The sequence below is a fragment of the Micromonospora sp. NPDC049049 genome, assembly GCF_040649115.1.
GTDB lineage: Bacteria > Actinomycetota > Actinomycetes > Mycobacteriales > Micromonosporaceae > Micromonospora.
The window spans coordinates 200213-225887 of record NZ_JBEZEX010000006.1 but is presented as its reverse complement, the minus strand read 5'-3'; the positions used below and the strand labels follow the sequence as shown (position 1 = coordinate 225887).

23 protein-coding genes are annotated in these 25675 nt (G+C 73.1%); 6 read left to right on the top strand and 17 right to left on the bottom strand.

Annotation, left to right across the window (positions count from 1 at the left end; genetic code table 11):
• Positions 1-19 precede the first annotated feature (19 nt).
• The 5 genes from AB0B68_RS09610 to AB0B68_RS09590 are packed head-to-tail and all read right to left on the bottom strand — an operon-like array spanning position 20 to position 6820.
• Positions 20-1258 carry a Gfo/Idh/MocA family oxidoreductase gene (locus AB0B68_RS09610; RefSeq protein WP_357258943.1) on the bottom strand — a complete coding sequence of 413 codons (1239 nt, stop codon included), beginning with the start codon at positions 1256-1258 and terminating at the stop codon, positions 20-22.
• On the bottom strand, positions 1248-2741 hold the full coding sequence (locus tag AB0B68_RS09605) for a mannitol dehydrogenase family protein (protein WP_357200863.1): 1494 nt from the start codon (positions 2739-2741) through the stop codon (positions 1248-1250). Before AB0B68_RS09605 ends, AB0B68_RS09610 begins: the two co-directional genes overlap by 11 nt.
• Entirely contained in the window at positions 2732-4036 is a 1305-nt protein-coding gene (locus AB0B68_RS09600) for an enolase C-terminal domain-like protein (protein ID WP_357258940.1), read from the bottom strand. The genes AB0B68_RS09605 and AB0B68_RS09600 overlap by 10 nt, the downstream gene beginning before the upstream one ends.
• Positions 4033-5466 (bottom strand): glucuronate isomerase, encoded by a 1434-nt coding sequence (gene uxaC / locus AB0B68_RS09595; protein ID WP_357258937.1) that lies wholly within the window; start codon positions 5464-5466, stop codon positions 4033-4035. The genes AB0B68_RS09600 and uxaC overlap by 4 nt, the downstream gene beginning before the upstream one ends.
• Before the next feature lie 25 nt (positions 5467-5491).
• Positions 5492-6820, bottom strand: coding sequence for a Gfo/Idh/MocA family oxidoreductase (locus AB0B68_RS09590; protein ID WP_357258933.1), 1329 nt, complete (start codon positions 6818-6820; stop codon positions 5492-5494).
• A 237-nt stretch (positions 6821-7057) separates the two neighbouring features.
• Here AB0B68_RS09590 and AB0B68_RS09585 point away from each other — a divergent pair, with 237 nt between their 5' ends.
• The 6 genes from AB0B68_RS09585 to AB0B68_RS09560 are packed head-to-tail and all read left to right on the top strand — an operon-like array spanning position 7058 to position 12927.
• Positions 7058-8188, top strand: a complete 1131-nt coding sequence (locus AB0B68_RS09585) for a LacI family DNA-binding transcriptional regulator (RefSeq protein WP_357258930.1) — start codon at positions 7058-7060, stop codon at positions 8186-8188.
• Positions 8189-8207: 19 nt separating this feature from the next.
• Positions 8208-9554 carry an extracellular solute-binding protein gene (locus tag AB0B68_RS09580; protein WP_357258927.1) on the top strand — a complete coding sequence of 449 codons (1347 nt, stop codon included), beginning with the start codon at positions 8208-8210 and terminating at the stop codon, positions 9552-9554.
• 35 nt (positions 9555-9589) lie between these two features.
• A complete protein-coding gene (locus AB0B68_RS09575; protein WP_357230040.1) occupies positions 9590-10573 on the top strand; it encodes a sugar ABC transporter permease in 984 nt (327 codons plus the stop codon).
• Positions 10573-11460 carry a carbohydrate ABC transporter permease gene (locus AB0B68_RS09570; RefSeq protein ID WP_355007379.1) on the top strand — a complete coding sequence of 296 codons (888 nt, stop codon included), beginning with the start codon at positions 10573-10575 and terminating at the stop codon, positions 11458-11460. The genes AB0B68_RS09575 and AB0B68_RS09570 overlap by 1 nt, the downstream gene beginning before the upstream one ends.
• 4 nt (positions 11461-11464) lie before the next feature.
• Positions 11465-12085, top strand: coding sequence for a hypothetical protein (locus AB0B68_RS09565; protein ID WP_357258924.1), 621 nt, complete (start codon positions 11465-11467; stop codon positions 12083-12085).
• A complete protein-coding gene (locus tag AB0B68_RS09560) occupies positions 12082-12927 on the top strand; it encodes a PmoA family protein (RefSeq protein ID WP_357258921.1) in 846 nt (281 codons plus the stop codon). Before AB0B68_RS09565 ends, AB0B68_RS09560 begins: the two co-directional genes overlap by 4 nt.
• A gap of 7 nt (positions 12928-12934) precedes the next feature.
• Here AB0B68_RS09560 and AB0B68_RS09555 read toward each other — a convergent pair whose 3' ends face one another.
• The 12 genes from AB0B68_RS09555 to AB0B68_RS09500 are packed head-to-tail and all read right to left on the bottom strand — an operon-like array spanning position 12935 to position 25675.
• Positions 12935-15139 (bottom strand): hypothetical protein, encoded by a 2205-nt coding sequence (locus tag AB0B68_RS09555; RefSeq protein ID WP_357199271.1) that lies wholly within the window; start codon positions 15137-15139, stop codon positions 12935-12937.
• Positions 15140-15189: 50 nt separating this feature from the next.
• A complete protein-coding gene (locus AB0B68_RS09550; protein WP_355007383.1) occupies positions 15190-15945 on the bottom strand; it encodes a hypothetical protein in 756 nt (251 codons plus the stop codon).
• 30 nt (positions 15946-15975) lie between these two features.
• On the bottom strand, positions 15976-16437 hold the full coding sequence (locus AB0B68_RS09545) for a hypothetical protein (RefSeq protein WP_357258918.1): 462 nt from the start codon (positions 16435-16437) through the stop codon (positions 15976-15978).
• Complete coding sequence (locus AB0B68_RS09540; protein WP_357258915.1) at positions 16434-17363, bottom strand: hypothetical protein; 930 nt, start codon at positions 17361-17363, stop codon at positions 16434-16436. Before AB0B68_RS09540 ends, AB0B68_RS09545 begins: the two co-directional genes overlap by 4 nt.
• Positions 17360-17875, bottom strand: coding sequence for a phage tail protein (locus AB0B68_RS09535; protein WP_357199261.1), 516 nt, complete (start codon positions 17873-17875; stop codon positions 17360-17362). The genes AB0B68_RS09540 and AB0B68_RS09535 overlap by 4 nt, the downstream gene beginning before the upstream one ends.
• Positions 17856-20528 carry a putative baseplate assembly protein gene (locus AB0B68_RS09530; RefSeq protein WP_357199258.1) on the bottom strand — a complete coding sequence of 891 codons (2673 nt, stop codon included), beginning with the start codon at positions 20526-20528 and terminating at the stop codon, positions 17856-17858. The genes AB0B68_RS09535 and AB0B68_RS09530 overlap by 20 nt, the downstream gene beginning before the upstream one ends.
• Positions 20525-20959, bottom strand: a complete 435-nt coding sequence (locus AB0B68_RS09525) for a GPW/gp25 family protein (RefSeq protein WP_357199255.1) — start codon at positions 20957-20959, stop codon at positions 20525-20527. Before AB0B68_RS09525 ends, AB0B68_RS09530 begins: the two co-directional genes overlap by 4 nt.
• Positions 20956-21294: a hypothetical protein gene (locus tag AB0B68_RS09520; RefSeq protein WP_355007388.1), complete on the bottom strand. Its 339-nt coding sequence runs from the start codon at positions 21292-21294 to the stop codon at positions 20956-20958. The genes AB0B68_RS09525 and AB0B68_RS09520 overlap by 4 nt, the downstream gene beginning before the upstream one ends.
• Positions 21294-22886 (bottom strand): contractile injection system protein, VgrG/Pvc8 family, encoded by a 1593-nt coding sequence (locus AB0B68_RS09515; RefSeq protein ID WP_357258912.1) that lies wholly within the window; start codon positions 22884-22886, stop codon positions 21294-21296. Before AB0B68_RS09515 ends, AB0B68_RS09520 begins: the two co-directional genes overlap by 1 nt.
• Positions 22883-23755, bottom strand: a complete 873-nt coding sequence (locus AB0B68_RS09510) for a hypothetical protein (RefSeq protein WP_357258909.1) — start codon at positions 23753-23755, stop codon at positions 22883-22885. Before AB0B68_RS09510 ends, AB0B68_RS09515 begins: the two co-directional genes overlap by 4 nt.
• Positions 23755-25218: a hypothetical protein gene (locus AB0B68_RS09505; RefSeq protein WP_357258905.1), complete on the bottom strand. Its 1464-nt coding sequence runs from the start codon at positions 25216-25218 to the stop codon at positions 23755-23757. The genes AB0B68_RS09510 and AB0B68_RS09505 overlap by 1 nt, the downstream gene beginning before the upstream one ends.
• Complete coding sequence (locus AB0B68_RS09500) at positions 25193-25675, bottom strand: phage tail protein (RefSeq protein WP_030327509.1); 483 nt, start codon at positions 25673-25675, stop codon at positions 25193-25195. The genes AB0B68_RS09505 and AB0B68_RS09500 overlap by 26 nt, the downstream gene beginning before the upstream one ends.

The window sequence follows — 25675 nt, the reverse complement described above, 5'->3', positions numbered from 1 at the left end:
GACTCACTCCGTTCGCTGATCATGGGACCTGTCGGTTGTTCGTCTGTCCCGCCAGCTCGGCGCGGTACGCGCCGGACGCCCACGGCACCCCCAGCTCGCTCGGCAGCGCCCCCCGCTCGGCCGCCCGGCGCAACACGTCGACGACGCCCCGCAGGTGGCGGACCCGCTCCCCGCCCTCGCCGAGGGTGGTCACCAACTCGCCGTCGAGCAGCCGGGGCTCCGGCGCGGGCCGCAACGCGTCCAGCAGCGCGGTGAACGGCGCGGTACGGGCCAGCGGCGCGATCAGTGGCACGCCCGACGGGTCGACCCGGTGGGCGAGCAGGTTCTCCAGCAGCCCCAGCCGCCCCGGCACCCGGCGGGTCACCACGTCCCCGGGCAGGCGCAGCCGGTCGGTCGGGTACTCCAGCACCGCCTGCCCCGTCGTACCGGTCACCACCACCTCGCCCGCCACGAACTCCTCGGCGGCCAGGGTCACCGCCACCAGCACCGGCGGCCCGGCGCGGAACCGGACCCGCAACACGGCGGTGTCCTCCACCTCGATCGGCCGGACCCGATAGCGTTCCACCTCGATCGCGACCGGCCACGGCGTCGCCCCGGCGAGCGCCTCGGCGATCGCCAGGCACTGCATCACCGCGTGCGCGAGTGGGTTGACGAGCGCGCCGTCCAGCACCGGCCGGCCGTCCACCGTCCGTCGACCGGCCCAGGGGGAGCGGGCGTAGTAGGCGTCCGGCCGAAGCCACGCGGCGACGGTGGAGATGCCGGTGACAGTGCCCAGCCGGCCGGCGGCCAGCGCGTCGGTCAGCGCGGTGAGGGCCGCCGAGCCGAGCGCCTGGAAGCCGACCTGGGCCACCCGACCGGCGGCGGTGAGGGCCCAGGTCAGCTCCTCGTGCTCGGCCAGCGACAGCACCGGCGGCTTCTCCAGCAGCAGATCCGCGCCGGTGGCCAGGGCGTCGCGGGCGATCGCCAGATGGGTGTGCGGAGGCGTGCAGATCACCACCACCTCCGGTCGGGTGGCGGCGAGCATCGTCCGGTGGTCGGTGAACACCGCCACCCCGGGCGGCACCGGGGCGGCCGGGTCGTCCTCCACCGGTCGGACGTCGACCAGGGCGACCAACCGCAGCCGACCGGCGGCGTGCAGGGGCGCGATGACCCGCCGGTGCCAGCGACCGTGCCCGTTCGCCCCGATCACCGCCACCCGGGGCGGCGGGGTGGGCCCGCTCACCGCCGACCGGCCCGGGTGGACCCGCTCACCGCGCACCGGCCAGGGTGGCCTCGACGCCGTGCCGCTCCAACGCGGTCAGCCAGGCGATCACATCGGCGCGGACCTCGTCGTCCTCGGCCACCTCCACCGGGATGACGTCGCGTAGCGCGAAGACCGCGTCGACAGCGCCCGCCGGGCTCTGCGAGCCGGCGTCCAGGGCGGCCCGGATCGGCCCCGCCAGTGGGTCCTGGAACGGCAACGGCCGGCCGTCGTCGGCGTACCCGAGCGCGAAGCGCAACCAGGACGCCACGACCAGCGCGCCCCAGCGCGCGGACCGGCCGGTCGCGCGCAGGTCGGCGATGGTGTGCAGGACGCGTTGCGGCAGCTTCTGCGAGCCGTCGATAGCCACCTGGAGGGTGCGGTGGTGGATCGCCGGGTTACCGAAACGGGCGAGGGCCTGCTCGCCGTAGTCGACCACCCGCACCCCGTCCGGCGGGGTGAAGCTGGCCGCCACGTCCTCGGCGATCAGCCGGCGCAGCACGTCACGCAGGTGCGGGATCTCCAGCGCGTCGGCAATGGTCTCCCGACCGGCCAACGCTCCGAGGTAGGCGATGGCGGAGTGCACCCCGTTGAGGGCGCGTAGCTTCAACCGCTCCCACGGGCCGGCGTCGTCGGTGAGCACCGCCCCGGCGAACTCCCAGCCGGGCCGGCCGCCGGGGAAGTCGTCCTCGATCACCCACTGCGCGTACGGCTCGGCGGCCACGGCGGCCAGGTCGGTCACGCCGAGCGCCCGCCGGGCCGCCTCGATCGTCTCCGGGGTGCTGGCCGGCACGATCCGGTCCACCATGGTGCCCGGGCAGGTGACGTTGCCGGCCACCCACTCGACGAGCCCGGCGGGCACCCCGCCGGCCCGGCCGACCGCCTGGTCGAGCATGCCGCGCAGTCGACGACCGTTGGCCGGCAAGTTGTCGCAGCTCACCAGAGCCACCGGACCGGCGTCCGCGGCGGCCCGGGCGGCCAGCCCGCGCAGCAGCAGCCCCGGCACCGTGGTCGGCGCTCGGCCGCCGGCCAGGTCCGCGGCGAGCGCCGAGTCCGCGGACAGTCGGCCGGTCACCGGGTCGAGGTGGTACGCCTTCTCGGTGACGGTCAGGGTCACCACGCGGACCGCCGGGTCGGCGAGCAACGCCACCACGGCGTCCGGGTCGCTGGGCGCGTGCCGGACCCCGCTCAGCGCACCCACCACCCGGGTGGAGCTGCCGGCCGCGGAAAGGGCGCTGACGCTGAACAGGTTGTCCTGCGCGGCGATCGCCTCGACCACCGCCGTGCTTCGCGGCGCGACCGCCACGATGCCCCAGTCACCCCCGGCCGCGCCGACCGCCGCCTCGGTGAACACGGCCTGGTGGGCCCGGTGGAACGCGCCCAACCCCAGGTGGACGACGCCGGTCGGCACGGTGCCCGGCCGGATCAGCGGGCGGGCCTCGGCGGGCAGCCGGCGCAGCATGCCCAGGCCGAGCCGGGAGGCCCCGACGGTCACTGCCATGCCGGGCCGTCCGGGAAGCGGAACTCGGCGATCGACGCGGGTTGCATGGTGGCGCTGTAACCGGGCCGTTCGGGCAGCAGGTAGCGGCCACCGCGGGTCCGCACCGGATCGACGAAGTGCTCGTGCAGATGGTCGACGTACTCGATCATCCGACCGTCCAGACCGGCGCCCACCCGCAGGTAGTCGAAGATCGCCAGGTGCTGGACGTACTCGCAGAGGCCGACGCCGCCGGCGTGCGGGCAGACCGGCACGCCGAACTTCGCCGCCAGTAGCAGCTCGGCCAGGACCTCGTTGACGCCGCCGACCCGGGCGGCGTCGACCTGCATCACCCCGATCGCCTCGGCCTGAAGAAGCTGCTTGAAGATCACCCGGTTGGCGGCCACCTCACCGGTGGCCACCCGGCAGCGACCGCCGGTCAACTCGCCCACCGCGCGGGCGATCCGGGCGTGCCCGAGGATGTCGTCGGCGTGGGTGGGCTCCTCGATCCAGTACGGGTCCACCTCGGCCAGCGCCGCCATCGCGGTGATCGCCTCGTCGACGTCCCAGACCTGGTTGGCGTCCATCATCAACAGCGCGTCCGGGCCGATCTCCTCCCGGATGATCCGGGCCCGCCGCAGATCGTCGGCGAGCGGGCCGCCGACCTTCATCTTCATCGCCCGCCAGCCGTCGGCGTACGCCTGCCGGGTCAGCGCCCGCACCTTGTCATCGGGGTAGCCGAGCCAACCGACCGATGTGGTGTACGACGGGAAACCGTCACGTTCGAGGGTGGCCAACCGGTCGGTCAGCCCGTCGCGTCCCTTGTCGAGGATGGCGGCCGCCTCGTCCGGGGTGAGCGCGTCGGTGATGTGCTTGAAGTCGACGCTGGCCACGAGCTCGTCGGTAGGCAGGTCGGCGAGGAAGCGCCACATCGGCTTGCCGGCCAGTGTGGCCCGCAGGTCCCACACCGCGTTGACCAGCGCGCCCGTCGCCATGTGGATGACGCCCTTCTCCGGGCCCAGCCAGCGCAGCTGCACGTCGGCGCTGAGCGAGCGCCAGAACGCCACCGGCTCGGCAGTGATCTCCTCGATGGTGCGCCCCTGGACGTGGTGCGCCAGGGCACGCACCGCCGCACAGGTGATCTCGTTGCCCCGGCCGTTGGTGAAGGTGAACCCGGCGCCGGCCGGGCCGGCATCGGTGCCCAGCTCCACGTACGTCGCCGAGTAGTCGCCCCGGTTGATCGCGTCGGAGCCGTCGCCTCGGGCGGCGGTGGGGAACCGCACGTCGTGCACCTCGACGGAGGTGATGGTGGTGGTCACTGGTCAGCCCTTCCGAAGTTGAAGACCCGCTTGGGCAGCCGGTACGCCAGGTCGACGATGGTCTCCGCGGCCTCGTCCATGGGCAGCCGGTGCTCGGCGACGAGCCGGGCCAGGAAGCCGGCGTCCACCCGGCGGGCCACGTCGTGGCGTACCGGGATGGAACAGAACGCCCGGGTGTCGTCGACGAACCCGGTGGTGTTGTAGAAGCCGGCGCTCTCGGTCACCGCCTCCCGGAACCGGCGCAGCACCTCCGGGGAGTCCAGGAACCACCAGGGCGCGCCGAGCAGCAGCGCGGCGTACCCGCCCGCGAGGGGCGCCAGCTCGCGGGTGAAGGTGTCCTCGTCGAGGGTGTAGAGCACCAGTCGCAGCCGGGAGTCGTTGCCGTAGCGTTCCAGCAGCGGGGCGAGCGCGTGCACGTACTCGGTGGCCTGCGGGATGTCGCCGCCGACGTCGCGACCGTGCCGGGCGTGCAACCACCGGTTGTGGTTGCGCACCGCGCCGGGGTGCAGCTGCATGACCAGGCCGTCGTCGAGCGACATCCGGGCGAACTCCACGAGCATGTGCGCCCGGAACGCCTCCGCGTCGGCGGCGTCGGCCTCGCCGCGCCGACCCCGGTCGTAGAGCCGCTCGGCCTCGGCCGGGGTCAGATCCAGGGTGCGCGCGGTGGGGTGGCCGTGGTCGGAGGAGGTGGCGCCGGCGGCGATGAACGCGGCGCGTCGGGCCCGCAACGCCGCCAGGTAGCCGGCGTAGGTGCCGGTGTCCTCGCCGGCCCGGTCGCCGAGACGGTCCACGTTGGTCGACCAGCCCTCGAACTCCATGTCCACCACGTCGTCCGGGCGGAACGTGGTGACCACCCGGCCGCCCGGCCCGCCCCACCCGTCGGCGGCGAGTTTGGCGTGCTGCGCGAGGTCGTCCAGCGGCGACTCGGTGGTCGCCAGGACCTCGATGCCGAACCGCTCGAACAGCGCCCGGGGCCGGAAGTCCGGCTCGGCGAGCCGGGCCGCGATCTCGTCGTAGATGGCGTCGGCGGTGCCCGGGCGGAGCGGGGTGTGCACCCCGAAGACGGTGCGGAAGGTCTGCTCCAGCCACAGTCGCGACGGGGTGCCCCGGAACAGGTGCCAATGCGCGGCGAAGCGTCGCCAGATCACCCGGCCGTCGGTCTCCACCGGGCTGCCGTCCCGGGTGGGCACCCCCAGATCCGCCGGGGGTACGCCCTGACTGAGCAGCATCCGGGTCAGGTAGTGGTCGGGCACGATGAGCAGCTGCGCCGGGTCCGGGAAGGGTCGGTCCTCGGCGAGCAGGGCCGGGTCGACGTGCCCGTGCGGCGAGATGATGGGTTGCTCCGCCGCCAGGGCGTACAGCTCCCGGGCCAGCGCGCGCTGGCCCGGCTCGGGCGGCAGGAGCAGGTCGGTGTGGTCGAGCGTGGGCACGGAGTGGGGCTCCTCGTCTCCTGTGTCAGCGGGGGGTGAGCAGGTCGGCGACGCGGACGGGTTGGCCGGTCTCGAAGGACCGGTTGGCGGCCAGACCGGTGAGCAGGGCCAACGCGCCGTCGTCGGCGGTCGCGGCGCGGCCCAACGGGTCGGGTTGACCGCCGAGGAGCACCCCGGTCATCCGGGCGTCCGCGCCGCCGTGCCCGTGCCGGCTGCGGCCCTCCACCGGGATCTGCCGGGGCGGGGCCCAGAACGGGCGCAGGGTAAGCGTCGCACCACCGCCCTCGGCCGGCGCCTCGGCACCGTGCAGGGCGGCCCCCTTGACCGCGCCGGCCGTGCCCCGGTCGACGTAGTCGTTCTCGGCCACGTTCAGCTCCAGTCGGCCCCGGCTGCCGTTGACCATCACCCGGTAGCCCTCCCAGGGCGCGTACGCGGTGAGGTGGTAGGTCATGGTGGCGCCGGTGGAGTAGCGGGCCAGCACCGCCATGTCGTCCTCGATGCTCACCCCGGGCGCGAAGACGTTGCGGTCGCGCTGGTAGCCGTCCTCGGCCTCGGCGTCGAGGTACAGCTCGCGTAGCCGGGGATGCGCGTCCAGCCGCAGGGCGAACGGGTCGTCGGCGGCGGCGGGGGAGCCGTGCGCCCGGTCGTAGTCGCGGGCGTACCCGTGCCGGCGACCGTCCTCGCCGTAGAAGAAGAGTCGGCCGGCCGCGTACACCTCGACGGGCGTGGCGGCCAGCCACCAGTTGACCAGGTCGAAGTGGTGGCTGGCCTTGTGCACCATCAGTCCGCCGGAGGTGGCCTTGTCGCGGTGCCAGCGGCGGAAGTAGTCGGCGCCGTGGCGGACGTCGAGCAACCACTCGAAGTGCACCGAGCCGATCTCGCCGACCGCGCCCTCGGCGAGCAGCCGGCGAACCTGTTCGTGCAGCGGGTTGTAGCGGTAGTTGAAGGCGACTGTCACCCGCCCGCCGGTCTCGGTGACAGTGTCCAGGATCCGCCGGCAGCGGGCCGCGTCCACTGTCATCGGTTTCTCGGTGACGACCTCCCGGCCGGCGCGCAGCGCTGCCACCACGTACTCGTCGTGGGTGACGTCCACGCTGGTGACCAGGACGACGTCGACGCGTTCGGCGTCCAGCATGGTCGCGAAGTCACCGGCCGGGTACGTGGGCACCGGGCGGTGACCCAGCTCGCCCAGCCAGCGGTTGTGCGCGTCCATCCGGGCCTGGTTCACGTCGGCGAAGGCGACCAGCTCGGTGGTGTCGGCGTGGTCGAGCACCAGCGCCCGGACGAACATCTCGGCTCGCGCGCCGGTGCCCACGACGGCGTACCGGACCCGTCCGGCGGCTCTCGGTGACATGCGGTCGCCTCCCGTGGGTGCTGCAAAGGTTTGCAGTGAAGTAATCACGATCGATGCGTTCACGTCAACGAAGATGGCGTGATCGGCGTCATTTGTCGGCGTTTGAGGGGTTGAAGGTGACCAAGGGGAGTGTGGGCGCAACGAAGCCGTAATCATTGACCGTTGACACTGGCGCAACCGTTTGCATTAATGGGCCACACCTGCGTGACCGCCACCACATCGGACGAAGGGGCCGCCGTGCCAGTCACCATCCGGGACGTCGCCCGGGCGTCCGGTGTGCACATCTCCACCGTGTCCCGCACCTTCTCCGCTCCACACCTGGTCAACCCGGAGACCCGGGTCCGGGTGCTGGCCTGCGCGGAGGACCTGGGCTATCGGCCCAACCGCGCCGCCCGGGCCCTGATCACCGGGCGGACGCACAACATCGGGCTGATCATCGCGGACATCGCGAACCCGTTCTTCCCGCCGCTGATCAAGGCGGCGGAGAGCCAGGCCCGGCACCGCGACTACCACGTCTTCGTAGCCGACACCAACGAGGACCCGACCGCCGAGGAAGAGCTGGTCCACGCCCTCGCGAAGCAGGTGGACGGCGTGCTGCTGTGCAGCCCCCGGATGAGCAACAGCCTGATCGAGCAGCTCAGCCGCGAGGTGCCACTGGTCGTGGTGAACCGCCAGGTGACCGGCCTGCCCTGCGTGCTGATGGACGTCGGGCAGGGCGCCCGGTCCGCTATCGAGCACCTGGTCGGCCTGGGGCACCGCAGCATCGCGCTGCTCGGTGGACCGCGCAGCTCGTGGACCAACCGGGAGATGCGCCGTGCCGCCGGCGCCGCCGCCCGAGCCGGCGGCGCGGAGCTGACCATCCTCGGCCCCAACGCGCCCACCGAGGTCGGCGGCTCCGCCGTCGCCGAGCAGGTGCGACGCAGCGGCGTGTCGGCAGTGCTCGCCTACAACGACCTGATGGCGATCGGCCTGATCGAAGGGCTGGACGCGCTCGGGGTCCGGGTGCCGCAGGAGGTGAGCGTCGTCGGGGTCGACGACATCACCCTGAGCCGGCTGACCCGCCCCAAACTGACGACGGTGGCCACACCCACCGGGGCCGCCGGCCGGACGGCCGTCGACATGCTGCTGCAACAGGACATCGAGTCACCGCGCGGTGCGCGGGGGTCCGGTGCCGGCACGGCGCTCGGCGTCCGTCGTACCACCGCACAGGTAATGCTCCAGACCGACCTGGTCATCCGCGACTCGACCGGTCCGGGCCCGTACGCCCGACCGGCACGTCCCCTGGCCGCACCACGTGGCCCGGGCCCGCATTGCCCTGCGGACCCGGGCACCCCGACTGCGGCCACCGGTGACGCCGTCGCCTCCTAATGCCGAGGAGTGAGCGCACATGCACCCCGCAACGCCCCCCACCACTGACGCGCCCGTCGGGCGCGCCCACCGTACCCCGCTGCCCCGGCGGCACCTGCTGCGTGGCCTGCTCGCCGTGACGGTCGCCGCACCGCTGATGTTCGGCGCTGCCGCCTGCGGAGACGACGGCGGCGCCGCCGACCCGAACGCGCCGGTGAAGCTCTCGATCTTCTGGTGGGGCGGCGACGCCCGGGCCAAGCTGACCGAGGACGCGCTGGCGCTCTACACCAAGAAGCACCCGAACGTGACCTTCGAGAAGACCTGGCAGGCCAACCAGGGCTACTTCGACAAGCTGGCCACCCTCACCGCCGGCGGCAATCCGCCGGACCTGTTCCAGATCGACGACAACTACCTCGCCGAGTACGCGGCCCGCAACACCACGCTCGACCTGACCTCCTACCAGGAGTCCGGGAAGCTGGACACCTCCAAGTTCCCCGAGAGCCTGTGGAAGTACGGCGTCGTCGACGGCAAGCTCGCCGGCCTGGCAGCCGGGGAGAACACCCAGGGCCTGGTCTACAACAAGACGCTGCTGACCACGCACAACCTGCCCGAGCCGACCACCGGCATGAGCTGGGAGCAGCACATCGCCTGGGCCGAGCAGGTCACCGCGAAGACCAAGGTGCCCGGCACCCAGGACCCGAGCGCCGACTACAAGGCGTTCTGGGTCTGGCTGCGCCAACAGGGCAAGGACCTCTACAAGGGCAAGGAGCTGGGCTTCACGGCCGAGGACGTGACCAAGTGGTTCGACCTGTGGAAGGGCGCCCGGGACCGCAAGGCCACCCCGAGCGCCGACGTCATCCACGAGGGCAACTCCAGCGACGTCACCAAGCAGTTGGTGGTCACCGGCAAGTCGGCGACCTCCTGGGTCTGGGCCAACCAGATGCCGGACCTGAAGAAGAACACCAAGGACGAACTGGGCGTGATCGCCTACCCCGGTGACCCGAGCGCGCAGTGGGCCCGTGCCTCGATGTACTGGTCGGTGTTCAAGGGCAGCAAGAACAGGGACGTCGCCGTCGACGTGATCAACTTCCTGAACAACGACGTCGAAGCGGTCAAGCTGCTCGGCACCGACCGTGGTCTGCCGTCCAACCTGGACCTGCGCCGGGTCGTCAGCGACGACACCACCGACCCGGCCATGAAGCAGTCCATCGCCGTCGAGGCGGAGCTGACCCAGAAGTTCGGCGAGTCGCCACAGGTGCCGATCAAGGGCCACAGCAAGGTGAAGTCCGAGCTGATCAAGGCCGCCGAGAACGCGCAGTACGGCCGGGCCACCCCCGCCGAGGCCGCCGCCCAGTTCATCGAGGCGTGCAAGTCCGCCATCGCCTGACCGCCCGCGAGGCGAGGCGAGGAGAGGAGCTGTTCGTGGCGTTGACCACGGCGCCCGACCCGACCCGACGCGGCCCCGGATCCGTGCGGGCCCACGCGCAGAGGCGTGGGCCCGGACGGATCCGGCACAGCGAAGGTCTGGCGGGGTACGTCTTCCTGTCGCCGTGGCTCATCGGCCTGATGGGTGTCACGGCGATCCCCATGCTGCTGTCGCTCTACCTGAGCTTCACCAACTACGACATCCTCACCCCTTTCTCCGAGGTGGAGTGGGTGGGGTTGGCCAACTACGAGCGGATGTTCACCGCCGACCCGTCGTACTGGCACGCGGTGCGGGTCACGCTGACCTTCGCGTTGATCGCCGTACCGCTGAAGCTGGCCGCGGCGCTCGGCGTGGCGCTGCTGCTCAACCGCGCCTGGCGCGGCGTCGGGTTGTTCCGCGGGCTGTTCTACCTGCCGTCCCTGCTCGGCGGCAGCGTCGCGCTCGCCATCGTCTGGGTCAACATGTTCAACCGCGACGGCGCGTTCAACTCGCTGTTGAGTCTCTTCGGCATCACCGGCAAACCGTGGGTCAACGACCCCGACTGGGCCCTCGAAACACTGATGGTGCTGGCCATCTGGCAGTTCGGCGCACCGATGGTGATCTTCCTGGCCGGGCTCAAGCAGGTGCCCACCGAGCTGTACGAGGCCGCGTCCGTCGACGGGGCCGGCCGGTTCCGCCAGTTCCGCAACGTCACCCTGCCGATGCTCTCCCCGGTCATCTTCTTCAACCTGGTGCTGGAGACCATCAACGGCTTCCAGGGCTTCACCGCCGCGTTCGTGCTCAGCAACGGCACCGGCGGGCCGGTCGACTCCACCCTGATGTACACGCTGAACCTCTACATCACCGGCTTCACCGACCTCAACATGGGCTACGCCTCGGCGATGGCCTGGGTGTTCCTGCTCGCCATCGCGGTCATCACCGCGATCTTCTTCAGCACCGGACGGTTCTGGGTGCACTACTCCGACGGGGAGGACCGGTGATGGTGGCGGTGACCCCGACGACCGCAGCGCCGCCGAACGTGCGCCGACGCCCCGGCGGCCGGCCCGTGCTGCGACTGCTGATCCTGGTGGCGATCGTCGCCGTGGTGCTCTACCCGCTGATCTGGATGGTGGGCACCTCGCTGAAGTCCCAGGAGGAGATCGTCAACAACGTCGGGCTGCTGCCCGAACGGTTCACCCCGGGCAACTACACCGCCGGGTGGTCCAACTTCGACGTCAGCTTCGGCCGATTTTTCCTCAACAGCGCCATGGTCAGCCTGCTCACCGTCGTCGGCAACGGGCTCTCCTGCCTGCTGGCCGCGTACGCCTTCGCCCGGCTGCGGTTCCGGCTGCGCGGCATGTGGTTCGCCGTCATGATCGGCACGCTGCTGCTGCCGCAGCACGTGTTGATCGTGCCGCAGTACATCCTGTTCCGCACGCTCGGGCTGGTCGGCGGTGACTGGCCGTACCTGCCGCTGCTCATCCCGCAGTTCCTGGCCACCGAGGCGTTCTTCGTCTTCCTCATGGTGCAGTTCATGCGGGGCGTACCCCGGGAGCTGGACGAGGCGGCCCGCATCGACGGCGCCGGCCCGTTCGGCATCTTCCGGCACATCATCCTGCCGCTGAGCCGCCCGGCGCTGGTCACCACGGCGATCTTCTCGTTCATCTGGACCTGGAACGACTTCTTCCGCCAACTGGTCTTCCTGTCCCAACTGGAGGACTACACCGTCCCGGTCGCGCTGACCCTGTTCATCGACTCGACCAGCCAGAGCGCGGTCGGCCCGATGTTCGCCATGTCGGTGCTGTCGCTGCTGCCGGTCTTCCTGTTCTTCGTCGCGTTCCAGCGGATGCTCGTCGAGGGGATCAACACCAGTGGCATCAAGGGCTGAACCCGTGGACACCGGCGGGCAGCGGGACTGGCGCGACGTCGCCCGCGACGCCGCGGACCTGGCACTGCTGGGCATCCTGCTGACCCTCGCGGCGGTCCCCCTGCTCACCGCCGCCGCGGCGGCGGGCACGGCCAGCGCGGCGGTGCACGACTGGACGCGTACCGGCAGTTGGCCCTCGGCACGCACGACAGTGCGCCGGTTCGGCCGCGCGGTGCTGCCCGGTGTGCCGGTCAGCCTGCTCGCGCTCGCCGCCACCGCGCTGCTCGCCGCCGACCTGGCGGCGCTGGCCACCGGCCGGGTGCCGGGTGGGCCGGCTGCGCTGCTGGTGACGGCGCTGGTCGCGGCCGGCCTGACCGGGTACGCCGGGCTGGTCGTCGTCGAGGTGGGCGGCAACGGGGGCGTGCGGTGGCGGGCCTCGGCCCGCTCCGCCGCGCGCGCCTGCCTCGACGCGCCCACCCGCTGGGCGGCGCTCACCGGGCTCGTCACGCTCGCCGGGCTGCTCACCGTCCTGGTCACCCCGGTCGCGGTGCCGATCCTCGCCGGCTACACGGTGGCAGCCCTGCACGCCGTCGCCAATCGCCGGCCGGTCGCCGTCGCCGTCGCCGGTCCTGGGGAGCTGCCGTGAGCGGGGAGCCGGTGCGGCTGACGGTCGGGGCCACGGAGGTGGCCGAGTACGTGCTCGACCCGGCGCTGGACGCGCGGCACGGTCCCCGGCCGTACCTGCACCCGGTGCGTACGCTCGGCGGAACGGTGGTCACCGACGCGCTCCCCGCCGACCACGTGTGGCACCTCGGCGCGTCCCTCGCGGTCCAGGACGTCGACGGCAGCAACCTCTGGGGCGGGCGCACCTACGTCCGCGACCTCGGCTACACCTGGCGCGACGACCACGGCGTCATCGCGCACACCGGTGAGGTCGAACGGACCCCCAGTCGGTACGCGCACGATCTCCAGTGGCGCGACCGGACCGGCGGGGTGCTGCTGACCGAGCGGAGGTGGCTCGCCGCGTCGGTGGTCACGCCGGACGCCTGGCGCCTCGACGTGGAGTCCGTCCTCGTCGCCCCGGACGACCGGGAGATCCGGCTGGGCAGTCCGGCCACCAACGGCCGCCAGGGTGGGGCCGGCTACGGCGGGTTCTTCTGGCGGGCCGCCGCCGACGGCGAACCGGCGGTGTTCACCGCCGACGCGGTCGGGGAGGAGACGGTCAACGGCAGCGCGGCGTCGTGGCTCGCGCTGACCGGCGCCCGGTCGGGCGGCGGGGCGTACACCCTGGTCTTCTCGGGGCTCGGCCGCGACGACAGGTGGTTCGTGCGGACCGGGATGTATCCGGGGGTCTGTGTGGCGTTCGCGTTCGACCGTCCGGCGGTGGTGCCGGCCGGTGGGAGCCGGCACGGCCGATACCGGGTGTGGGTGGCCGACGGGACCCTGGACCGGGACGCGGTGACGGCCCTGGTCGCGCTGACGCCGTGAGTGCGGATCAACCGGACCGGTCGATCAGCTCACGGATCGCGACCTGGTACGCGGCCTGGGTGTGGTACGGCCAGTGTCCTTCGATCGGCGGCGGCACGGTGTCCGCCGGGTCGATGGTCAGGCTGCGGGGATCACGCAGTCGGACGTCGACGTCCGGCGGTGTTCCGGGCGAGCCCGGCGGGAAGATCGGCCCGCCGATCGGGTCGGTGTCCCGCCACAGGTTGCGCCACCGCCACCCGATCCGCCCACCCAGGTCGTGCAGCGTCCGCGGTCCGAAGTACGCGGGGTAGAGCCGCGCGTAGGTGCGCCGCAGCGGTGACCCGTAGGTCAACAGCGACACCCGGGTCAGCACGGCCGGCGGTAGGTGCAGGATGGTGGCGGCGGCGAGCACCGAGCCGTGGCTGTGCCCGGAGATGACCACCGGGCCCCGCGCGGTGAGCCCGGTGACCCGTTTCGCCAGCTCCGGGACGGCGCGGGCCGCGTAGCAGGGCGGCGCGAACGGGTGGACCGTCCGGGGCCAGAAGGTGCCCAGGTCCCACAGCACCGCCACCACCCGCCGGGTCTGCGCCGACCGGTACGCGCGGAACCCGAGGATCAGCAGGCAGATCACCAGCAGGCTGATCACCCAGACACCGGCGTCGGTGACGTAGGCGAGCACGACGGCCGCGCGGCCGTCCCCGCCCAGCCGGTCCGCGAGCTGGGTGGGACCGATCCCGATCACGTCGAAGGCGACGGTGGCCAGCCCGAGCGACGCGATCAACAGGAACGCGAGCAGCACCGGGCCGAGCTCCTCGGTGACCCGGGACCGGGCGATGGTCTCCCGGACCAGGCGCAGCCGGTGCGCGTCCGCCGCCGGCACGTCGGGGTAGTCCCGTTCGATGATCCGTGCCGCCAACCGCCGCCGCCGTCGTCGGCTCAGCAGGAGGGTCACGGAGGTCACCGCCGCGCCGATCAGCAGCGCGGCGAGCCCGGCGAGCGCTGCCCACCAGTAGGCCACCGGCGGGTCCAGCGGGCCGACGATCGGCGGGTTGGGCCGGATCGGGTCGGGGATGTCGCCGTGGTCGAGGGCGTCGGCGACGCGGTAGACCAGAGTCGCGGTGAAGGCAGCGCCGATGCTCACCGCCGCCGCAGCCATGACCGGGGTGCCCAGCCCGCGCAGGACGGGACGCTCGTCGCCGGGGGCGGCACGCTGGCGGGCGTAAGTGACGACGGTGAGCACGACGAGCAGGACACCCTGCGTGGCGACCACCCCCGCGGCGGCGCCCTCGTACCCGGGCAGCTTGCCCGAGCCGGACGGTGTCGCGTCCGCCAGCGTGGCCGAGCCGAGGCACAACACGGTCGTCACCGCTGTGGTCGCCCACAGGGTTCGCAGGATCCGTCGGGCCCGCACCGGGGTGGTCGGCACGGGCAGGGCGAGGAGCACCACGCTAGCCCCGAGCAGGCCGACGGCGATCACGAACAGCACGACGTGACCGATCCCGCCCGGTGCGACGCCGGCCAGCAGTGCGACGTTCAGCGTCCCGATGCCGAGCACCACATGGACCTGCCGTAGCCAACCGGTGACGTGCGCGTCCTGCCAGAAACCGGCGTCGGTGAGGCTCTGGTCCCGGTCGTCGGACCGGGGTTGCGCCGCCGACGGGCCGAACCCCTCGAAGGCCCGCGCCGACCGGGTGCCGATGGCCCAGACGACCCACAGCGCCAGCAGGGGGACGATCGACAGCAGGGCCAGCCGGGGCCCGGTCGGGACGGTGTGCAACCAGGCCAGGTAGGGGCGGCTGGCTCGGCACCCGGGGTACGGCACGCACTGCCAGCCGACCAGGTCGAGTGTGACGCCCACCGCCGCCAGCACGAACGTGGCCGTGAGGGTGCCGGCGAGCACCCGGCACAGCAGGCCGAGCAGCCCCCACCTGTCGTGCCCCGCCGGCCGGAGCCAGATCGCCAGGTTGCTCAACATGAAGGGGAGCAGCAGCAACATCGAGGCCGTCCGTACCGCCGCGCCGGCGGTCAGCGAACCCCAGCGGTACGCCTCGACGGCAACCCCGTCGGTGGCTCCGCCGGCGGTGCCGCTGCCAGGCCGGGGCCGGAAGAAGCCCGCATGCGTGTTCCCGGCGACCCGGGTCACGATCGGGTGATCGAGGATCCGCTCGGCGGTGACGCCGGAGATGCCGTGCACGCGCAGCTCCACGGCGTCGCGGCCCGGCGTCTCGTCCACGCCGTCAGGGTCACAGACAATCGACCCAGGCGCTGCCGATACCGCTAAGGTCAACGGCTCGGAAGGGCGGCCGTTACCCGGATGGCCTTGACGATCGCCGGGATGGAGCCGATCAACAGCACCAGGCCCCAGATGATCGCAATGATCGCGAAGACCAGCGCCGCCACGTCGTCGACGATGCTGACCAGGATCACCGGCACCAGGTTGTGCAGGAACTCCAGCACGACAGTGCACAGCAGGGTGGTGAGGATCAGCAGGACGAGGCCCTTGTTCTGCAGGAAACGCGGTTGGGCCAGCACCAGCATCCCGGCCCACACCAGCTTGAGCAGCAGCACCAGCCCGAGCAGCACCGCCGCCTCACCGACCGGGAAGAAGCCCCACAGCGCCAGGTAGGCCAGGGTGCCGAACGGGACGGCCAGGAACAGCGACACCATGATCATCAGCTCGACGAACGCGACGACCAGCGCGACCAACCCGACGATGATCAGGATGATCGAGAAGATCAGGCTGGCGACGCCCTGCACCCGACCCTGGACGCGCTCGGGCAGCAGCAGCCCCAGGCAGAACAGCCCGGTGCTCCAGACCGCCACCGCGTCGATCAGCGCCAGGTAGCCGGTGCCCCGACCGGACGGTTCGCTGACCCCGGACACGTCGTCGATCTCCACGTCCAGCGCGCCGGCGCTGTCGGCGAGGGCCGCGCCGGCGTCGGCGCCGCCGAGCAGCAGCCCAGCGCCGAGCTCCACCCCGATCGCCAGGACGATGGCGAGCATGGCCATCAGCAGGAACGGCTTGCGCAGATCACCCACGGCGGCACCTTCCTCTCGGTCCCTGTCGATTCAGGAGGTGGCCACGACGACCGTGCAGCCGCCCAGGCCGGGGCAGGCCAGGCCCACCTCGGTGGCCTGGTCGACGGCGATCTTCGCCACCGCGCCGGTGCCGTCCGCGGCCGGCTCGACCTCGTCGCGGATGGTCAGGTCGGCGTCGCCGGGCGCCGGGGCGACGACCGTGAACCGTGCCGCGCTGCGCAGCACGAGGGTGCGCAGCCCGCCGGGATCCGCCACCCGCACCACGCAACTGCCGGAGAACGCCAGCCGGCCGGTCTCGTCGGCGCAGTCGGCGCTGACCGTCAGCGGATCCACAGCGGAACGCTCGCCGCCCAGCGCGCCCAACCGGTCGACGAACCCGTGCCGGGCCCCCGGATCCCCCCGGTCGTCGCGGCTCGTTCCGGCCGCTACCACGAACAGCGCGACCAGCAGGACGGCGAACAACCCCAGCAGCGCCTTCTGCCGTCCACTCATCGCGCCACGGCCTGCGCCACGACCTCGGTGAACCGGATCTCGTCGACGCCCGCGAAGTAGCGGTTCGTGCCCTGCGTCTTGCCCACCACCAGGAGCGTGACCTGGTGCGGGCCCTTGGTGAGTTGGACAGTGCCGACGTCCAGGAACTCCGTCTTGCGCACCGTCGGGGTGAAGCCGAGGAACGTCCCCCCGACCTGGCGGCCGTCGATGACGAAGACGGTGTTGGCGTAGTCGAGGGAGGTGGTGCGTACCGTGGTGAAACGCCAGGTGCCGTCGGCCGGGATCTGCACCGTCACGGTGACCTTGTCGCCGATGGCCAACCCCTGGAAGAACAACTGCTTGTCGCCGGACCAGGTCACCCCGCAGCAGTTGGGTTGCGCCTCCACCTTCGCGGCGCTCTTCGTCGGAGACTCCACCAGCGCGCCCTCCACCAGGCTCTCCGCCTCGACGGTGACCACCCGCGGCTCGCCGGGGGTCGGCTCGCCGTCGCGGGTCAGCAACACCACCCCCACGGCGACCACCACCAGCACCAACGCCGCCGCGGCGGCGATCCACAACCACGGGGTACGCCGTGGCGGCGCTACCGCCCGCACCTCGTAGGTGACCCGGCCGCTGGAGCGGGAACTCTCCTCCGGCGCGGTGTTGGCCGAGTACGCGAACCCGGTCATGTCGTAGCGCCGGGGCGCGGTGCCGGCCGGCACGGCGAGCTTGACCAGGAACGACACCGAGCCCTGCCCGGGTACCACGCGTTGGGGTTCGGCGACGGTGAACCAGGCCCGCTGCGAGCCGTCACCGGGTGCCACGTCGAACACCACGGTGTCCGGCGCGTTGCCCGGGTTGGAGACGGTGAAGGTCAGCTCGCCGCTGTTGCGCGGGTCGAGGGTGAACTGCTCGGCGGCGGCGACGACCGCCCACTCGGTGGTCATGACGACTCCTCTTCCAGGACGATCTCGACAGTGGCCGAGGCGGGTTTCTCCGCCTCGACGATGCGGGTGATCACGGCGAGCTGACCGGCGGCGGCGACCGGCACCCGCACCACGACGTGGAAGGCCCGCTCGGGAGGCTCGTCGATGGCGAAGCCCGACAACCCGGTGGCCAACTCCAGGGCCCGGCGCATCCCGTACGGGGTGCCGCGCCAGCGGGCCAGCAGGGCGGCGTTGGCCACCAGGTCGCGCAGCCGACCCACCGGCAGCGGCAGCGGGGTGTCCGGTCGGGGCGAGGCCACCACGTGATCCATCGCCACCCAGCGGGTCAACCGCACGACCAGCCCGTCCGGCGCCCGGTACGGGTCGAAGAGCGCATCCACCTCGGCGAGGATCGCCTCGTCCGGGGCGTGCAGCCCCTCCATCACGTCCAGCAGCGCCCAGAGCACGCTGCCGGGCACGCAGGCCCGCTGGTAGGCGGCGGGCAGCAGCCGTTCAATCGCCGAACGTCGCATCCTGGCGCACCACCTCGATGTCGTGCTCGCCGGAGCAGAGCAGCCAGGTATCCGGGACGGTCACCACGTCGGCGGTGGCCTGGTTGGCGCTGGGCGTCCAGGTGACGGCGTCGGCGCTGCGGTGCACGCCGCGTTCGCCGCTGGCCAGGATCAGCCGCTCCGCCGCGCCGGTGCCGCCAGCGGCCGCGCTTCCGGCCGTCGGGCCGCTCACCGCGATGGCGTCCACCGGCACGAACCGGGTCCGGTCCCGCAACGGCAGCCCGCAGTTGACCGACACCGCCTGCCACTGCGGCTGGGCGGCCAGGGTGTCCAGCCGCAGCACCCCACCGCTCTGCGTGGCCGCCACCGCCTGCTGACCGACGAACGCGAGGTCCCGGCAGGTGCCGCCGATCCACCCGCTCTGCATCGACTGCCACTTCACGTCCGACTCGAACAGCCGGGTGCGGTGGCAGCCCTGCCCGGGTTTCTTCGGATCCGGCTCGCCCGCGCCGCTCCAGAGCAGGGTGGCTGGGCCGTCGTACTGCACGGCGAGGACCCGGTTGTCCACGTTGGCCAGCCCGACGTGGGTGAAACTGCCGGGTCGGCCGCCGGTCGTCGACAGGTACACCCCGAAGCTGGCCTGCGCCGCCACCGCCACCCCCGGCGCACCCCGCTCGGAAACGAACGTGCGGACCGCGTAGAAGCCCCGGTCGGCGTCGGACGGGTCGACCAGGATCTGCAACGGCACCGCCCCGGGCAGCAGCGACACCTCGTACAGGCCGGTGTCGGTGGCCACCAGCAGCGCGCCCGCGCCGTCGCGGTCCAGCCAGGCCACGTCGGAGATCCGCGAGTCGAGGTCGGTGAGCAGCGACCACGTCTCGCCCAGGTCGGTGCTCAGGTGCACCCGGGAGCCGCCCGAGGCGCGCAGCGTCACCACGGCCACCGAGCCGGGACGCGCGACGATGCCCGGCCGTACCGGCGCGGGCGCGGGCGCCACCCGCAGCACCGTCTCGTCGTCGAAGCGACCGGCCGGTTCCCAACCGGCGCCTCCGTTGCTGGAGCGGAACAGCACCGGGCCGCGCCCGGCGTACCAGGTGCGCGGCTGGTACTGGTCCACGGCGAGGGCGCGGACGTCGGCGTCGGGGGCCTCGTCGACCACAAACCGCACCGACTCGACGTAGCGCACCCCCGGCTCGGCGTGCTCCAGCAGCCGGTACACGTTGGACGCCCGCAGTGGCTCGCCGAACGGCCAGCCGGTCGGGTTGAGCGCCGTGGGCAGCGGACTCAACGTCTGGTGCAGCCGGTCGTGGATGCGGCGGCGGACCGCGTCAACGTCCTCCTCGCGGCGGACCACCACCCGGGCCCGCACGGACACCGCCTTGAACCGTGCCCAGGTGGCCCGGGAGCGGATGCCGACCATCCGGCGTTCCTCCAGGTCCGCCTCGACCCGGTGGCGCGCCTCGGGCACCTCGTGCTCGCGCAGCACCGCCACCGGCAGCCGCCCGCCCGGTCGGGCCGCCTCCGGCACGTACGGCACCAGCACCACCTCGACCTCGCCCGGCCGGGCGAAGCTGTACACCGCCGCGCGGGTGAACGCCCGCGCCCGCGCCACCGCGCCGGAGCTGGTCGCGAGGACCTCGAAGTCGCGGGCGGTGACCGCCCGTTGCTGGGCGAAGAACTCGTACGGGCCGCGCAGGAGCACCGACTCCAGCGCCTCCATCTCCCGGCCGCCGGCCGCCGGCGTGGGGTTGTCCACGCGTACCCCGGGTAGTGGGTCGCGCAGGCTGGTCAGCGTGCCCGCCGCCACGTTGCCGGTCGGCCCGCCACCGGCGCGGTACCAGAGCCGGATCTGCCGTCCGGCCGGCGGCACCGCCGCGACGGTCACCGGCGGCGCGGTGCTCGTCGGCGCGGCCGCGTCGGCGGTGGCCTCGCCGTGCGGGGTCGTCCCGGCGGGCGGTCGCAGGTCGAGGGCCGGGGCGAAGATGACAGTGCCGGAGCACCGGTCGACCAGGTACGCCTTGGCCTGCGGGCCGAGCCCGGCGAAGCTGTCGACGGGCTGCCAGATCTCGAACGTGCGGCCGTCGTGCTCGCGGGCCGCCGCGCCCAGCTCGACGGTGCCGGCCGCCACCTCCACCCCGAGCAGCAGGTCCAGTGCCTCGGCGGTGCGTGTCAGCGGCGCGTGCGTCGCGCGCAGCACCTGCCCCGGCTGGCCGGTGCCCACCCCGAGCAGCTCCGCCTCGACCGGTTCGCAGTGGTGCATCCGCACCGTCACCGACGTCTCGTCGGCGGGCAGCAGCGTCGGCTCGGTGGTGACGAACACGACCGGCCGGGGGTCCGCGCCCCGGGCTGCGGCGACCCGCAGCCCGGCCGGGATCCGGACCGCGCCGCGGTCGGTGCCGGTACGGGTGAACCGGACGTCCGCCCAGGCCGCTGTCGGCGCGTGGCGGGTGACCCCGAGCAGGTTCAGAAACGAGACGTACGCCTTCTCCGGCAACTGGTTCAACCGGTAGATCATCACCTCGGTGAGGTGTGCGAACGTCTCCACCAGCGCCATGCCGGGGTCGTGCGCCGACAGGTCGGTCCACGCCGGGCAGGACTGCCGGATCCGTTCCCGGGCCTCGGTGACCAGGTCGAGGAAACCGCGATCGTCCAGGTGCGGCACGGGCAGCGTCATGACGCTCCTCCCTCAGCGGGCTCGTCGACGGGGAGCAGATCCACGGAGAAGACCAGCTGCCCGGGTGTCAGGCTGGCCCGCACCCGGTAGTCCAACCGGATCACCAGGCGCCACGCGTCGTCCGGGTCCGGCCCGGCGTCCACGTCGATCACCTCGACCCGGGGCTCCCACCGGGCGATGGCCTGCCGGACGTAGTGAATGGCCAGACCGGCAGTCGTGTCGTCGTTGGGCGCGAAGACCAACCGGTGCAGCCGGGAGCCGTACCCGGGTCGCATCAGCCGCTCGCCCGGCGTCGTCGACAGGAGCAGGAACAGCGCCTGCCGTACGCTCTCGTCGCCATCGGTCATCGCCAGGCCGCCGGCCGCGGTGAGCGCCAACCCGCCGGTGCGTCCGGCGTCGAAGCCGGCGCCAACGAAACGGAACGCCCTCATCGGTCCGCCCCCAGGAACTGCTGGCGGGGGTCGCGCACCGTGTGCTTGACCAGCCCCGGCGGTGTGCCGTTGGTGAACCCCTCCAGGTGCGACAGCACCACCCGGTGCCCGTCGACGCGAACCCAGTCGCTGTATCCGACGCGCACGGTGAGTGTCGTGGTGCACGGCTTGATGGTCGGGCCGTAGTTCGGGCAGGCGACTATCTTGCGTCCCTCCGGGTCGTCGTCGACGAGCACGGGCACACCGGTGACGGTCACCCACTCCCGCGAGGGTCGGTTCTCGACCCGGCCGTCGTGATCGCAGGTGATCACGGAGTCCCGGTGGATCCAGCGCATCAGCCGCCTCCTTCGTGGTGGGCGCGGGCAAGCGTTCGGGCCTGCTCCGCCGCGGTGGTCGGGTCCTCGGTCGAGGCGGCGTGCAGGAAGTCCACGCTGCGGGCGCGCACCACGATGGCCCGGCCGGGTGCGGAGATCACCAGGTCGGCCGCCGCGTGCAGGGTGGCCAGGTCGGGGGTCAGCTCCAAGAAGCTGCCGCCCTCGGTGCCCAGCCGCAGGCTGCGCCGTACGTCGTCGACGACGATCGACTGTCCGCCGGCGGTGCGCATCGTCCAGCGGCGGGCCTTTCCGTCGTCGATGCCCGCGTCGTACGGCTCGACCGCGCCGAACAGCGAGCCGAGCACGATGCCCGAGGCCGGTTCGCCGCCGGGCAGCACCACGAGCACCGTGTCGCCCGGATCGGGGAGCGCCACCAGGCCCTTGCCCGGCCCGGCCCCGGGGCAGAGCACGGCCAGCCAGCCGGCGTCCAGGTCCCCGTACGCCGGCAGGGTCAACCGGACCCGGCCCAGCCCGTCCGGGTCGGCGACGTCAGTGACGCTGCCGAGGGTGACCACCGCGCCGCCGGTCGGGGTCGCCGGGGTGGCCGGCGGCACAGTGGAGAACCGGGTCAGGTGCCCGTTGCCGTCCACGGTGTGCACGACCTCGGTCAGCACGTACGTCCCGGCGACCGGGTCGGGCACCCCGCCGAGGTCGACGCGGCGGCCCGGCCGTAGCGCCGGGTCGCCCTCGGCCACCCCCTCGGCCGTTGCCAGCGCCGCCGCGCGGCTGTCGAGGCGGGCCTGGGCCAGCGCCGCCAACTCGTCGTCGCTGCGGCCGGGCTGGTCCACCGCGGTGCGAACGCCGTCGGCGCCCACATCGGCCGGGTCCGGGCGGTCGTCGGCGGGTCGCCCGCAGCGCGCCTCGTCGACCTGCTGGCTGATCACCTCGGCCCGCTGTGGGTGCCAGCCCAGGGCCGCACTGGCACCGCTGGCCTGGTCGGTGTTCAGGGCAACCCGGAGGCTGTGCATCCCCGCGCCGAGCGTCAACGTGACCGGCTCCCCGTAGCCCGCGAGGGTGACCAGCCGGACACCGTCACCGTCGGCGGCCAGGTGCAGCCCGGCCCGGCCAGCCACCTCGCGCAGCAGCTCAAGGTCGCTGTGCCGGTGCTGGAGCAGCCGCTCCAACCGAGGGCCGTCGACCTCGGCGGTCACCGCCAGCCCCACCGCGCCGCACAACTCCTGCGCCAGCTCGGCGGCGGTCACCGAGGTGAAGACCCGCAACCCCTGCCGCTTGCGCAGCCGGTGCAGCGGGTCGTACGCCCGCAACCGCAGCACTGCCGCCCCGTCGGCGGCGAACTCCACCTCCACGCAGGTGACCTCGCCGGTGAACAGGGCGTCCTCGTGGTCGGCGAGCCGGACGTCGAGCGCCGTGCCGGGGCGTACCGGCGGGTCGAACGCGCCGGTCGCGGCGGTGGTGGCGAGCACCAGCTCGGTCTGGGTGGGCTGGTTGAGCCGGGCCGCCACCCGCACCGAGCGGACCCGCTGACGAGCCGCGCCGACCAGCTCGACGCCGTCCAGCAGGACGACCAACGCCCGGGGCGCGAGGCTGGTCACGGCGTACCCCCGGGACTGCCGGACGCGCTCGGGGTGGCGGCGGCCGGGCCGGTCGGCGCGTTCCACGGCGCGTCGGCGATCGAGGCGCCCAGGTACGACGCTCCCGCGCCCACCACACCCGCCACCGCCCGCGCCAACCCGGTCACCGGAGCGGTGCCGGCGCTCGGTGGCACGGCGAGAGTGGTGCCGGCCGGCACGGCCAGGGGATCGGTGATCCGGTTGTGTTCGGCCAGCAGCCGCCAGCGCAGCGGCGAGCCCAGCGCGTCGTTGGCCAGCAGATCGAAACGCACACCGGAGCGACCCGGCTCGGCCGCGCCGTCACCAGCGGCGATCACCGCGCTGCCCGGCGCGGCGGTCGGGGTGCTCGCGGCGGCCAACTCCTCGGCGAAGCCGGCCTCGGCCTGATCGGCCGTCTCGGCGGCGCGGACCAGCTTCAGCCGCAGCCAGGACCGCCGCGGCGACCCGGTGCCGGTGAACGCGTCGAACCGTTCCGCCACCGCGACGATCACACCTGGCACGTTCCAGGTCTTGCCCCAGACCAACCGGACCAACGGCGGTCGCAACCAACCATGCTCGGCAGTGGAATTCTCCGCCAACATCCACAGCGGACGGGTGAGCACCCGAACGTCGGCCGGACGCAGTTGCGCCTCCACGAAGTCGACGTCGAAGAGCAGGTCGAGCACCAGCTCGGTACGGCCACCACCGGTGAAGACCAGCGGGTCGTCGGCCAGACCGGCCCCGGTGAGCTGCCCGCCGCCGGCACCCCGCTGCCGTACGCCGGCGAGCCGGGTCACCTGCACGGTCTCCGGGTTGAGCAGGCAGTCCACCCGAACGCCGGAGGAGTCGATGAGAAAGGCGACGCGTTCCATCAGTCACCCGCCTGTTCCCGGTCCAGTCGGGTCAGCTGGGCGGTGTCCAGCGCCGCCCCGGCGACCGACCACAGTGCGGAGTCGTCGGGCAGTGCCGGCCACGGGTCGACGCTCCGGGCCGCTGGGCGGGGCGGCGGCTCGTCGATGCCCGTCGGTCGTCCGCCGCCGGCCGCTCCCGTCCCCGCGTCGCGCCGTGCGGCCGGGTGCCCGGGTGGCGCCGGTTCACCGGGCAGTGCCAGCCACGGTCCACGGTCCGCCAGGCGATCCAGGTCACCGCGCGCAGTCCCGGCGCTCGTCGCCGTCCACCCGGTCCAGGATGCGTCGACCCCGCCCCGGGTCGGCCCGTTCCCGTCGCTGCCCCGCACAGCCACTGCGTCCGCTCGAGACGTCCGGGCCGCGTTCTGCGCATCGCCACGCGGGTGCCCGCTCCGGTCCTCCCTGGGCCGGGGCTGACCGTCCGAGTGGCCCCCGAACCCGTCGCGGCCACCCGGGAGCCGGTCGGTGGTGGGTCGCGCGGGAAACGAGCTGGTGGAACGCTGGTGGTCGACCTCGCCGGACCGCCGTGCGTCCCGGAGTGGGTGTGAGGTGGTTCGGGTGGCCTCGACCCGGTGCGGGCGGTCGCTCGGCGCACCGTGCGGCCCGAAGACCATGGAACGGACCGGCGGTCGGGGTCCGTCCGCCCGGGGCAGCCCGCTCGCGTCAAGGGCCGTGCTGTCGACGGTCGCGGCATCGTGGGCCGTGGCGTCGGGGGCCGTGGTGTCGTGGGCCGTGGTGTCGTGTGCAGTGGTGTCGACGCGGGCCGTCCGCCGTACCGGAGGCACCGCCGCGCCCGGTTCCGCCGGCCAGGTCGATCCGGCTGGCGGGGTCGACGCGTCCGGCCAGGTGGATCCCGCCGGCGGGGTGGTCAGGTCCGAGTTGGACGAGGGCGTTCCGTCGCCGGGCGGGCCGGCAGCATCGGTCCGCGTACCGTCGGGCTGGTCACCGGCTCGCGACGGGCGGGCCGCCCTGCCGGTGCGGCCCTCGGCCCGCGACCTGGTCGGCCCGTTGTCCCCGCTCGCACCGGGACCGCCCACGCCCACCTCATTGCCGAGCCCGCCGAGCCTGCCGGATCCGCCGAGCCCGCTGAGCCTGCCGGACCTGGCGTTCGCGACCGGGTCCGCGCCCTCGGCGTCGATTCGACCGGTCGGGTCGCCCTGCCCGCCGTCCCGGACCCCGGCCCCGGCGTTGCCGGCCGGGGGCGGGTCGAGGTCCAGGTCGTGCAGCAGCCCGGGCGCGTGGGCGGCGACCAGGTCCAGCCAGTGCCGCGGCGGTTCCCCGAAACGGCGTGGGGCCGCCTCGGGCGTCTGCGACGGCGGCGGAAGGTGGCCGGCAGGCTCGACCCGCCCGGCGAGGCGCTGCACCGCTCCGGCCGCCGAGCGCAGTCGGCCGGCCAGCCAGCTACGCGGGCGTCGGCGCGGTGGCACCGCCGGTCTCCAGCTCCAGGCCCTCGTAGCGCAGGGTCAGCGAGGCGATGGCGATCTCGTGGCTGAGGGTGTTGAGGTGTGCCCCGCGCCACCGTGTCGGCCAGGCGTCGATCAGGTTCCAGCGCAGCACCTCGGCCGTCCCGACCGAGTCGAGCAGCACCACGGAGACGTTGCGCCGGTTGAGGGTGCCCTGGGCGGTGGCGTTCACCCAGTCCCACAACTCGCGGGAGGCGGTGAGGCCGAAGTGCAGGGTCACCGGCTCGTACTCGGCCTGGCCGGGCACCATCCGCATCCGACCCAGGCCGTGCTCCCGGTACGGCTGCCCGGGGATGTTCACTTCCAACCCGGTCATTTCGGTGAAGTGGCCGTTGGTGACGCCGTTGATGAGCAGTCGGAAGTTGTACGCCCGGTACGGGTCGACCGGGGCCCCGGGTTGCGGGGTGGCGGTGGTGGGCAT